This is a genomic window from Chryseobacterium soli (genome assembly GCF_000737705.1).
GTDB classification, from domain to species: domain Bacteria; phylum Bacteroidota; class Bacteroidia; order Flavobacteriales; family Weeksellaceae; genus Chryseobacterium; species Chryseobacterium soli.
In genome coordinates, this window is record NZ_JPRH01000008.1 from 188,753 (window position 1) to 201,002 (window position 12,250).

General features: G+C 34.5%; 13 protein-coding genes. 6 read left to right on the forward strand and 7 right to left on the reverse strand.

What is annotated here, in order from left to right:
* The first annotated feature begins 51 nt into the window (after positions 1-51).
* Both IW15_RS17130 and IW15_RS17135 read left to right on the forward strand, forming a co-directional pair.
* Positions 52-1,146 (forward strand): hypothetical protein, encoded by a 1,095-nt coding sequence (locus IW15_RS17130; RefSeq protein ID WP_131368585.1) that lies wholly within the window; start codon positions 52-54, stop codon positions 1,144-1,146.
* A gap of 176 nt (positions 1,147-1,322) precedes the next feature.
* Positions 1,323-2,021, forward strand: coding sequence for a hypothetical protein (locus IW15_RS17135; protein WP_034713849.1), 699 nt, complete (start codon positions 1,323-1,325; stop codon positions 2,019-2,021).
* Positions 2,022-2,092: 71 nt separating this feature from the next.
* Here the strand turns inward: IW15_RS17135 and IW15_RS17140 are convergent, their stop codons facing one another.
* Complete coding sequence (locus IW15_RS17140; protein ID WP_034713851.1) at positions 2,093-4,057, reverse strand: tetratricopeptide repeat-containing sensor histidine kinase; 1,965 nt, start codon at positions 4,055-4,057, stop codon at positions 2,093-2,095.
* A gap of 86 nt (positions 4,058-4,143) precedes the next feature.
* Here IW15_RS17140 and IW15_RS17145 point away from each other — a divergent pair, with 86 nt between their 5' ends.
* From IW15_RS17145 to IW15_RS17165, 4 genes are all read left to right on the forward strand, one after another.
* Complete coding sequence (locus IW15_RS17145) at positions 4,144-4,767, forward strand: response regulator transcription factor (protein WP_034713853.1); 624 nt, start codon at positions 4,144-4,146, stop codon at positions 4,765-4,767.
* 192 nt (positions 4,768-4,959) lie between these two features.
* Complete coding sequence (locus IW15_RS22950) at positions 4,960-6,840, forward strand: hypothetical protein (protein WP_051882161.1); 1,881 nt, start codon at positions 4,960-4,962, stop codon at positions 6,838-6,840.
* Positions 6,841-7,349: 509 nt separating this feature from the next.
* Complete coding sequence (locus IW15_RS17160) at positions 7,350-7,784, forward strand: helix-turn-helix domain-containing protein (protein WP_034713856.1); 435 nt, start codon at positions 7,350-7,352, stop codon at positions 7,782-7,784.
* Positions 7,781-8,092: a hypothetical protein gene (locus IW15_RS17165; RefSeq protein ID WP_034713857.1), complete on the forward strand. Its 312-nt coding sequence runs from the start codon at positions 7,781-7,783 to the stop codon at positions 8,090-8,092. The genes IW15_RS17160 and IW15_RS17165 overlap by 4 nt, the downstream gene beginning before the upstream one ends.
* Positions 8,093-8,184: 92 nt before the next feature.
* On the opposite strand, the gene IW15_RS17170 is transcribed toward IW15_RS17165, so the two are convergent.
* From IW15_RS17170 to IW15_RS17195, 6 genes are all read right to left on the reverse strand, one after another.
* The gene (locus IW15_RS17170; protein WP_051882163.1) at positions 8,185-8,958 is read right to left on the reverse strand and encodes an SDR family oxidoreductase; all 774 of its coding nucleotides are present in this window, start codon (positions 8,956-8,958) and stop codon (positions 8,185-8,187) included.
* Between the two features lie 66 nt (positions 8,959-9,024).
* Positions 9,025-9,906 (reverse strand): AraC family transcriptional regulator, encoded by an 882-nt coding sequence (locus IW15_RS17175; RefSeq protein WP_034713858.1) that lies wholly within the window; start codon positions 9,904-9,906, stop codon positions 9,025-9,027.
* 114 nt (positions 9,907-10,020) lie between these two features.
* Positions 10,021-10,326 carry a hypothetical protein gene (locus IW15_RS17180; protein WP_034713859.1) on the reverse strand — a complete coding sequence of 102 codons (306 nt, stop codon included), beginning with the start codon at positions 10,324-10,326 and terminating at the stop codon, positions 10,021-10,023.
* Between the two features lie 53 nt (positions 10,327-10,379).
* Positions 10,380-10,826: a nuclear transport factor 2 family protein gene (locus IW15_RS17185; RefSeq protein ID WP_051882165.1), complete on the reverse strand. Its 447-nt coding sequence runs from the start codon at positions 10,824-10,826 to the stop codon at positions 10,380-10,382.
* Between the two features lie 4 nt (positions 10,827-10,830).
* Entirely contained in the window at positions 10,831-11,649 is an 819-nt protein-coding gene (locus IW15_RS17190; protein ID WP_034713861.1) for a helix-turn-helix domain-containing protein, read from the reverse strand.
* Positions 11,646-12,146, reverse strand: coding sequence for a hypothetical protein (locus IW15_RS17195; RefSeq protein WP_034713864.1), 501 nt, complete (start codon positions 12,144-12,146; stop codon positions 11,646-11,648). The genes IW15_RS17190 and IW15_RS17195 overlap by 4 nt, the downstream gene beginning before the upstream one ends.
* Positions 12,147-12,250 lie beyond the last annotated feature (104 nt).

The window sequence follows — 12,250 nt, forward strand, 5'->3', positions numbered from 1 at the left end:
TTTCATATCAATTATCTTTGCAAAAATAACCTTGAAATAAAATCTTTATATATGAAGAGGAACCTATTATTCTTTTTTATCATATCCTTTAGTACTTTATTGTCCGCACAGGAATTATTAACAAAATCAACTTTTGATAACATAGAATATGTGGAAGATATTGAATGGTCTTCCGATGATATTTATTGTGCCGGATTTAGTTTTAAAACAGCAATCAATGATGGTAATTCTTCAGATGCTTATCTGGTAAATTATGACACAACATTAAAACCCAAATGGTCTCTTAAAATAAGCGACAAGCACTCTAATAAAATCAATTCTATCATAAGATATAAAGATAAAATATATGCTTTGGTTACTCAGGGTAAGATTTCTCCTCAGACCGAAGATGTTTTCATCAGTTTATTTACCATAAATTTAGAAGGTGTTATAGAAAACAAAATCAATATTGGCCGTGCTTTTTCAAGTCCGTCAAATATAGTGATCAACGGATCGAATTTAATCTTTGGATACAAAGTACCTGATGGCATTACCTATTCAGCTGATTCTAAATCTGAAATAATAAATTACAATCTTGCTACAAAAAAATTGGTGAGACACAAAAGCAGTCAGTATCAGGCCACACCCAAAAAGATACTCGCTGAAAAATCTGATATTTTTCTGTTTGGAAACTATATACATCCCAATCAGCCCAATATCATGGCTTACAGAAATGGTAAATATTCCGAGATTTCTTTAAAATCGAGTAAAACAGAGTATTTCCTTGACAGTTACATCAATAAAAATATAGTAACTGTTGTATGTGCCTTTCCTGGTGTTTATGGAGATATGAAGAAATATTTAAAATTTTATTATATCAATCTAAATAACAATACTATTAATTCCAAATCTATTCCTTATGAAAAACTGGGTTGGAGTGATCAGCATTTTGACACATATTCAACAGGATCTTCATCATGGCTCATTATTGAAAACCATCAAACAAAAGCATTACAATATGTATTGATTGATAACACAGGAAAAATAAGCAAGACTTTAAATTTTGACAGAGATAACGGCAACGGATCCTGGGAAAGATATATAATAAAAGAAGGAATGTTATTAAATGCTAATTCCAGTGGTATTAAAATATATAAAATCGATTAAGAACAGGATTAAAACTTCATCTTCTATTGAAAAACGAAAGAAATATAACAGCTAAACCACTGCAAATGCAGTGGTTTAGTTTTGTCAGCTCAAAATCAAATTTAATCTTAGCGTAATCTTCTCACCTATTCCTTATTTTTGCAAAGAATTAAGGACTTAATTGTTGATTCTTAGCTATGCACAAAAAATTTTCTGACCACAGCCAAATCGAAGTAGTTTCTTCCTTTTCTGAACTTGCAGACACTCCTTTTCAGGGGGCTATGAACGCCATGTGTTGGCACAGAAATTTAGTGGGAGATTTTCACGAAATTGTCTCTAAACTTCAATTAAAAGAAAACATTACAGAAGTTTCTATAGAGGATATTTTAGCGCTGCAACTATCCGAAAAAGGGCATATGGCAAGAGAAATTATTTTAAATGATTTCCAGTTATTAACTGATTTCGGAGCACTGCCTTCTCTCAACTTACTTAAGAACTATGAGCGGGATGATGAGTTCGACTTTATTTCCACAGATGTGTATTCTTATCATGTAGATCGTTCGCCTATTGGTACCGATACTTTTTTATGTACCTATTATGGTGTAGCAAGTGACATTTTACCCAATGACCAGGCTATACAGAAAATCCTGATTCCGGAAATCCGGGAAAAACTTAAAGAATTACATAACGGTCCGGAAACGGAATTTAAAGCTTTCCTGCAAGACAATTTTTTCGACCTGCATTATCAGCCTACCCCGGATGCAGAACCTATCAATTTAGAACCGGGACATCTTTGGCGTCTGGCTGTAGATCATCCGTCACAACAGGTCTTACCTTGTGTGCACAGAGCTCCTGTTGAGAATGATGGTGAATATCGGCTGCTTCTCATCTGTTAAATAATGACTTGAGATTTACTGCCTCCTCCATAAATTTATCAAAAGTATATTAGCCTAAAAACATTCAAATTTTAATCGAAAAGCGGTAAATAAATAACAACCAAACTCCCCTTTCCTATTGAAGTATCAAAATCTATGGTTCCGTTTAGAAATTCAATTTTCGAAATCATGTTTTGGATCCCAATTCCGTTTTGATCATTAATTGCTGCTTTATCAAAGCCAATTCCGTTATCTTCAATCATAATATGTAGACCTTCAGGATCTTTTATCAGTTCAATCTTAAGTTTACTTGCATTGGCATGCTTAATTACATTGGTGACTATTTCCTGAATAGCCCTATAGACTATGAGTTCAACAGACTCATTGAATCTTGCTTCTAAGCCATGAATATATAAACTCACCTCCAGTTTATTGTTATCAACACTATTAACAAATTCTTTTAAAGCATTTGGCAGGCCTGCTTTTATTAATGAATTCGGCATCATTTGATGACTTATTGTGCGGAGATCATCGTAAACCGTTCTAAGCTGATGTAGAATGTTTTTGTTTTTAACATGAAGTTCCTGAGGATCAATTTCCTGAATATCATTAAGCACACTTACATTTAATATGGCAGCGGAAATACCGGCACCCCCACCGTCATGAAGATGTTCTGCGATCCTTCTTCTTTCCAGTTCTTCAGCTTTAATAACTTCTGCAATATTGATCTCCTGCTGCTTCCTTATTTCTTCGTCCAGCTTAGATTTGGCTTTAAGCTTTCTGCGGTTTAGCAGTATTATAGTAATGATAATTATAAAAACAAGCAGTATGCCGGCAATAATGAGCAATAAACTTTGTATGGTGTTCTTTTGCTTAAGGCTATGAATATCCCTAACGGACTGATCGTGCTCATATTTATTCTTTAAATTTTGAATGCGGTCTAAATTTGCCTTATTATTAACAATCGAGTTATATTGATCCGACAGACTGAACATTTCATAAGCTTTATCATTCATATTGTGCCGATGATAGATGCTTGCAAGAGAAAGATAAATATTTTTTCTGTTAACATCGTCTGATTCTTCTGTATATTCCAAAGCCTTCCGGCCGTTCTTTTCAGCTAGTTCTACATTATCCGTAGATGAATAAAAAATGCATTTAGCGAGATAAATTTCTTTTTTATTAAGTACTTCAGGGTCATTTTCTAATTTCGAGCAGGCATCAATGTTTTTTGCAGCATTTTTAAAATCATTTTTAAGACAATAATAAACAGCAAGCCGGCAATAAGCTACCACAAGGTTAGATTTATTTTTACTTTTTATTGAAAAGGACATTGCTTTATTATAATTGTAGATAATACTGTCTGGATTACTACCCGAGTTTTCCAGCACCGCGGCATAGCCAAGATAATACTGCCCGATTTCGAGATAAGAATTAGTCTGTAATATGTTTTCCTTATATATGCTGTAATATTTCTTAGCACTGTCATAGTCCTCAATTATCCTATAATTCTGTGCTAAAACCAGAATTGTGAAATAGTATTTCTTTTGATCTTCTTTTTCGTAAAATTTTGCGGCAAGCAGGCAGTATTTAATGCTGTTATAATACTCTTTTAAATTACTATAGATTATTCCAAGATTAAGCTGGGCTAGTGCTGTTCCTTCCTTGTTGTTTGCTTCCTTGAAAAGTTCAATAGATTTAAAATATTCTTTTTCAGCTTTTTTATATTCACCCTGCTTGCTATAGCGCCCTGCAAAATTTATAAAACAACGTCCTTGAAGTGCCTTATTTTTTGTTTTTTCAGCGATTGCGTAAGCCTTGTTTGTATAGTAGAGAATGCTGTCATTATTTTTTACTTCATTCGTACTGGTATTTATAAAAATCTTTGCTTTCTCAATCAACCTTTCAGCTTCCTTATTTTGAGCTTCTTTTTCATTTGTTCTGCATGAGGTTATTAGAAGTAGAAGACATAATAATGATATATTTTGCCCTATGATCCTTGTATGTGAAAATATAACAGTTAAAGATTTAAAGAACTCTCTTTTAATGAATAACATACAACACATGTAAATATTTTGTGCTAAAATAACTATTATTGCAGTACCATTTCATAATAGTTCATTTTAATAAAACAATTTCACAAATGAAGATTCTTTTAATTGATGATCATGCTATTATCAATGACGGCCTGACAGCATTGCTGGAAATGAAGCCTGATTTTAAGGTCACAGCACAATTAAATAACGGTCCTGAAGCTCTTGAGTATTTAGAAAAAAATCAGGTTGATCTTATTATAAGTGATTATAATATGAGGGGCATACATGGCAGTGATCTTATTCTCGGGATAAAAAAATTACAGCCTTCTGTAAAAATTATCATCCTGAGTATGCATGATGAAGCTGAAATTATTAGAGAAGTTATGAATGCCGGAGCTGATGCGTATGTACTAAAAAAATATGCAAAAGAAGAATTATTTACAGCGATAGAAAAAGTTAGCAATAATGACACCCATTTTAGCAGCGATATAAGCAAAATCCTTTTAACAGTAATCGACCAGCAGGAAAATAAAGCTAATCAGTTTACGACAAGAGAGCTTGAAGTGCTGCGGTTATTAGTAAAAGAACACACCAATAAAGAAATTGCACAGCTCCTTTTTATAAGTGAACGCACCGTAGAAGCTCATCGTAAAAGTATGATGATTAAAACCAAAACATCCAATGCATTTGGGTTGTTACAGTATGTATACTCCAATAAAATTCTTAAATAGCTTTTCAGTAAGCTTTAAGGCTGTACCTGATATTTTCCTGTAGATTAATTGAATTACAACACTTTTCACGATTGATCCTCCACTCCTTAATATATGTAATTAAGGGTTTTCCACAATATAAAATCAGGGGTTTCCCCGAATACTGTGGCTTTTTGATAAGCCCTTACTTTGCAGCAATAAATATACATTAAGATGAAAAAGCAAATACTTATTGCCGCATTATTATTTAGTTCTTATATTTTTAAGGCACAGGTTGGGATCAATACAACGACTCCAAACCTGAGTTCCGATCTTACTCTAGGGTCTTCAGATAAAGGATTACTCTTAAACAGGGTTTCTTTAGTGTCTACAAGTTCCTCCATTCCCCTTTCTGCGCATGTAGCCGGAATGACGGTCTATAATAATGCTACGGCAGGAGATGTGACTCCAGGGATATACTATAATGACGGAACAAAGTGGATTAAAACTTCTGCCGGTACAGCAGCAACTCCATGGAACATACAGGGCAGTACAAATCCGGCAGCATCCAATACACAAGCTATTTATCAAAACAAAAATGTTGCAGTTGGTGATTTTACAGGAACCGTATCCACTAAGCAGTTTGAAGTAGCCGGTGACATTAAAACATCCATAACAAATGGTACGATCACCCATGCTTTGGAAACAAACAGACTCATTGGATTAACAGGGGCAGGAGTAAAACCATGGAATTTATTATCTGCTGCCGGCCCCAATGAAACCTCGTTTACTGGAGTAAGTCAAAGCGAAGCTATTGTTGGTATTGGAAATAATGATGGCAGTTTTTCTACTCTTATTGCTCAAAAAGACAACATAAGAACAGTGGTTGGAAATTTTAATACTGCTTATTCTCAAATTGCTTCCAACTCAAGTGGTATTTCATTATCCGCTTTTTCTAATGGTGCGCTCAGTAATAATGCCGCTGTCAATGTAAATGCAGTCGAGGGAGTAAAATATACTTACCAGACCAGCACCGGTACAGCTGAAGGCAGCTACATATTCCCTCGTGTCAATGGTACTCCGGGTCAGGTACTGACTACGGACGGTAATGCAGCCACAGCTGTATTAGCCTGGAAAGATCCGGCAACAGGTACAGAACCCTGGAATATACAAGGCAGTACAACTCCGGCAACATCCAATACACAGGCTATCTATCAAAACAAAAATGTTGCGGTTGGTAATTTTACCGGCAACACATCTACCAAACAGTTTGAAGTAGCCGGTGATCTGAAGGCAAGCATTACAAATGGGACAACCATTTCTACGATGGAAACCAACAATCCGTCTTTAGGTAACCTGTCTTCAGTTTCAGACAATGTTGATCCTACTGCCGCTGCTGCAACAGGTTCATTTCTGGTTCAAAAAATTGATAATACTAGTTGGGGAACTAAAACACCGTTGGTAACATCCGGTTTGTCTGCAGTGCCGTCCCGTCTGGATCTCTTTAATGGAAACCAAGCTGCTGGAAATTTCTCTACTGCTACATTCAGTCAAAACTTTGTAACAATCAGAACCCGTAATACTACAGATGGTTTTTTTGGAGCAGCAGGTGTAAATGATAAAGATGTTTTTTTAGAATCTGATAATTTAACCAATAATCAAAAGGCGGCTGTTAATGTAAACTCAGCTGAAGGTGTAAAATATACTTACCAGACCAGCACCGGCGCAGCTGAAGGAAGCTATATATTACCTCGTGTGAATGGTAACCCGGGTCAGGTACTGACTACAGATGGTAATGCAGCAACAGCTGTATTGGCCTGGAAAGATCCGGCAGCAATAACAAACATTGTAAAAGTAACAGCCGACTATACTACTTCAGCCTCAGATCATACGATTTTAGCCAATGCAGCCAATGGAGGATTTACATTAACCTTACCCAATGCCGCTGCTAATAAAGGGAGAATACTAATTATCCGTAAAACCGATGAAACAAACAACGTCCTTACTTTCAGTCAGAATATCAAATTTACTGAAAACACAGATATTACTTCCGTGAATTCTATTTCTACCACCATGATCCAAAGTGACGGCACTAATTGGTATCAGATAAATTAAACAATTTCCCACATTTCTGTTCTGTAAAATTATATAAACAATTGTGAAAGAATTGATGAAAATTGATAATACAAAAAAAATAAAAATGACTTCTACCATAATTAGCATGGGCCTGTTTCTGTGTATTTTGAGTGCTCTGTTTTCGTACTTATTTCAGGAACTTATTCCTGCCGGAACTATAATATTGACTGTGTTGTCCTTGGTTATTTTTATTCTTTTACTAGTATTATTTAATTTAAAATGTTTCATCTATGAATTTTCAGGTGAAGTAATAACAATAAAAATCTTTCATCCTTATAAAAAAGCACATATCTATCCATGTATGGAATTTCCCAAAGACAACTTGAAAGATTACAGTATCAATAAATCTATATATGGACATCAGCTTAAATTATATTTAAAATCAGAAAGAAGAAAGGAAATCCGGGTGAAATGTAAATTTAGTATTGACAGAGACCAGCTTATCAATTTAAGCAATTCTCTTCGTGGAATAAAAAATCAATCTATAAATGAGTGGATTAAACTTTAAAAATATTCATGTTGGTTTTTTCCTTGAGCAGCGGGTCAACGAATCTCAGATAGAAATAACAAGGATCTGTAAATTTTTAGACTGTGATGAAAGAGATGTAAAAAGGATGTTTCAGTCTAAAAATCTGGATTGTGACTTGTTGTTACAATGGAGCAAACTGCTCAAATACGATTTCTTTAGACTGTACAGCCAGCATTTAATCTTATATTCTCCACAGTCTGCAAAGGATTTTGATATTTCATCAAAAAAAACAAACCTTCCGCAATTCCGTAAAAACATATATACAAAAGAGATTATAGAATTTATGCTGGAGCTAATCAGTAACGGAAATAAAACAAAACAGCAGATCATAGAAGAATATAATATCCCCAAAACAACGCTGTATAAATGGATCAATAAATATCAAAAAATATGAAGCAACCTGATTATAAGAGAATTTATTCGGACATTTTGAATATAAAACACTCAGAAAAGTTATCTTCCTGCCAGCCTATTTTGAACAAACAAATATTATCATCAACGGATGTAATAAGACTTAATAAAATTATTTTTGGTACGAAAGAAAATCTGCATAACCAAAGGCATAAATCTTATAACAGAACAGCCATTTTTGAAATACTTGCTTATCAAAACACACACAAATGTAACAATAGCCAACTGGCAAAACAATTTAACTTAAGCAGAAATACCATTGCAAAATGGAAAAAAGTATTTTTGATCTGAAATGATCATATAAATATTAGATGTAAATATCAAGAGCAGGAAAAACCTGCTCTTGATTATTTTTACCTCAAATGATTGAATTTGTTTCACTGTTACCAAGGTGTTTCACCTTTTTCGTTGAAAAATTTTCCTGTCGCGCCGTCTTTGCCAAGCGTTGCATATTTTACGATAACACTTGCACCTTGCTCAACTGTTCTTGTTCCCTGATGATTATTAAAGTCGGTAGCAGTAAACCCGGGACAGACGCAATTTACTTTGAAGTTTGTGTCCTTGAGTTCAACCGCTAACATTACAGTGTATGCATTCAAAGCCGTTTTTGACGGACCATAAGCAGCTGGTTTGAATTGCGCAAATGTCCAACTCGGATCGCTGTGATTTGTTAATGAAGACAACTCGGTGGTTACGTTTACAATTCGTGGTTGATCTGCCTTTTTTAATAGGTCCATGAATTCTTGTGTCGTTTGAATTGCTCCAAAAAAATTAGTCTCAAATACAAGCCGCAACGTGTTGTAAGAAACTTTTGTCGCTGGTTGTGGAAAACCGCCACTAATACCTGCGTTGTTAATTAAGACATCCAGCTTTTTAGCTTTCACTTCCAATTCCTGTCTTGCCGATTGGATAGAATTAATGTCCGTTACATCTAGTTCGATGCAGTCCACATTGGTATAACCTAGTGATTTTAGTTTCCCGATGGCTTCAAGTCCTTTAACGTTATCCCGACTTCCGATGTAAACGAAATATCCAAGTTCTGCCATTTGTTTAGCGGTTTCAAAACCGATTCCTTTGTTTGCTCCTGTTATGAATGCTGATTTACGCTCTTCTTTATTATTGTTTTCTTCTGCGTTTGTGATTACTTCGTAATTCATTTTTTTCTGTATTTTAAGAGCTGTAAAAGTCGGCAGGATATATTTGATACGGCAGGACTAATCACTTTAATGGCCTGACAAATCCTGAATATCTGTTAAATATGTACTGATACTTTTTCCTGTGCTTTTTTTGAAGAGCCTTGAAAAATAGTCCGGGTCATTAAAACCAAGCTCGTAAGCCAATTCTTTGATTGTTGTTTTGGAATAATGCAGTTTTCTTTGTGCTTCCAATATCAGCCGGTTTGTGATAAATTCTTTTGGCGAAACCCCTGAAAATTCTTTTACAATGTTGTAAAGATGGTTGGTCGTTACAGAAAGATTATCGGCAATTGTATTGATAGAATATTGCTCGGTCAAATGAGCTTCAACTGCAATTCTAAACTCAATGTATTTTTGAATTTTGTTTGGTTCAGCTTTTCCTTTTACAGCATTTTTAAAATATGCATTATTCAGTTCGGTTAAAAGCGCATTAAGATGAGCCAAAATAATTTCAGCATCTTTTTGGTCATCATCTGAATTTAAAATTTGGTTGAGAATTTCAAAAAGTATTTTTACTCTTTGTCTTGCATCATTTTCAAATGAAATAATTTGCGAATTTAATGGATTGATTAAAAAAGAAAATTGTTTCGGAAGTAAAGACAAGCAGTTTTCGTCAAAACTCATTTTGAAACATTCAATGTCATCTTTCTTCTGTGCAGGTACAGAATGAATTTGATTAGGCAAAACAAAAAACAATTGCCCATTTGTAATTGTCAGATCGTTTAAATCAGCCTTATGTGTCAGTGAACCATTTTCCATGAAAACAAAAAAATAATTAGCTTTTCTGTGAGGTTGAATAAGCATTTGCATAACTTCTTCAGACAAATTATTATTTGAATTAGAACTCACTCTAATCGCAATCTTATCGTGCTGTTTTATGTCGTTAAGAAGTCCTTTTGTGTTTTGCATTTTGTGTCTTCAAAGTTTATAAGTGTTACTTCCATAATCACTACTGACAATTAGGTACAGTTGAGTGGGGATTATGTTAGTGGAAATCCACTATTGTACGTTTGACTATTTCCTTTACAAAAGATTACTTATACTGTCCATCATCAATTTCAGTTTAGCGAAGCCAAATTTATCGTTATTTCCAAAGGGAAGCAATTCAAAAGAATAGACTGCATCACCCTCATAAAAATTTCCAAAATAAATTTCCATCTCATCTTTTGTAAATGTAAAACTTTCTGTCCAACTTGTTATTTCTATTCTTGACTTATAATCAGGCTTTATTATCCTATCAATAATTTCTGAAAATTCTTCAAATGTCTTCAGACATTCTCTAAATACAAATACAGTGCGGGCATTCCAATTTTCTACTTCGTATTTCATATACTTTAAAATATAAAACTTTGTCAACTTACTGATAAGCTACAAAAAAGATTTTATCTGTTCTCGATCCAGTCTACCAGCAATTTGCGTTCTGCAAAAAGCCATTTGTCATTTTGCTTTACGAAAATATCATGGTAACGAATGGCAGCGATCATCAGCTTTTGCTTATCATCTTCCATGGTTAGATGGTGTGCCATACAATAAGTTATACCTGTAGCTTTATCCCCGGTGAGTTTCACCGTACTCTGTCCGTTAAAATGCATGGTAGATTTGTAAGTATTCAGATTATCAAATACGGGTAACAAATCTTTATTGTTAGTAATCACCTGACTTGGTGTTTCCGACTTCGGATCATAATATACCTCAAAATTAGTGTCTTCTGTAAATAATGCCATTTGTCCTGTTGCATCACGGGAGTCGGCACAATAGGCATAACGGTCTATTAATTCACGAATCGCCAATCGGTCTTCCGCTTCCTGAATTTTTTGTTCGTAGTTCATTTTTTTATTTATTGATTGTTAAACTTTCAGTTGGGGTAACGCCATACTTCTGTTTGAATGAAGTATAAAAATGCGGCAGGTTCTCAAATCCTAAATCCAGATAGATATCTGAAGGTTTTTTATTTTTCTGATGGATAAGATAATAGGCTTCTTCAAGGCGTTTTTCTTTGAGCCATTTTGCAGGGGGAACCTGAAATGATTTTGAAAAATCTCTTTTAAATCCGGCAAGGCTTCTGCCTGTGAGTTTGGCGAAATTTTCAATCGGTGCATTATATTGAAAATTTTTCAGCATAAACTCTTTAAGATTGATTTTATGCGGTTCATTAAAATCAAATAAAAAATTCTGAAGTTCCGGATGTATGTGCAGTAAGAGTTCTATAGCTTCTGTCACTTTGGAAAAAACCATTTTTTTACTACTTCCATCAGGCTGTTCAAGATAAGGAATTAATGATTGAAAATAGCTTTTCAAATAAGGATCAGGTTTCAAAACGAGATTGTATTTTCCTGAATACGGCTTATCGCAGATGATATTATTGACGGCTGCAAATTTTTTCAGATCTTCTGATTTTAAAATAACGGAAACCGCTTTATATTCATTGTCTGATGCAGGCATTTTTAAACTTTTTGCAAACTGATTTCTATGGGCCAGAAGCAGCTGGTTTTTCTTTAAAACAAAAGTTCCCTGCTGATGAAAAATATGTGTTTCTCCCGATACCTGATAAGCTAAAATATGCTCCGGAATAAACTGTTCATAGCCCCATTGGTCTTCTGAACTACAGGAATATACAAAAAAATCATCGACCTCGGGTGTCATTATTTTCATAGAGTCGCAGTTTTTAAAAGTTGTCTGTGGTAAGCAGCGTTTCGCGCTGCGGTATTGCTGTCTATCAGCATCAGTACAGTCATTAATGCAATGGCAGTACTGCCAATAGCTCTCCAAATGGGAATATCTACAAACATAATCAGCAATGCTGCTGCAATGATAATAAGTGGAAGAACTTTAAAGACTATGGTAAAATCATTTTGGGATTTTGCGGTACGATCTGTTTCCGTTTGAATAAATGCCTTTGCGTTGGCTGTATAATCTTCTTTAAACTGTGTAATTCTTGGTTTGTTGGTGAAATATAAACCTGCTGAAACAACAGTAATTAATATTCCCGCCACCAATACCGGCCATATAAAAGCTTTAGCCACAACCGTTTTGCCTAATTGCCAAAAACCTATCGCTGCTACCAAAAACAGCATGCCTATCAGTAAAGTTATTTTGGCAGAAAATACTTCTGCTTTTGCCCAATCAATACTTAATTTTAAAATATCCATGTTAATAATTTGTATTACAAAGATGGCTCATTTCTAAGAAAATTTATTTCCTGTAAAGCTCAAAATTAACTTGCTGTACGGCTCGTTGCAACACCATAAATAAG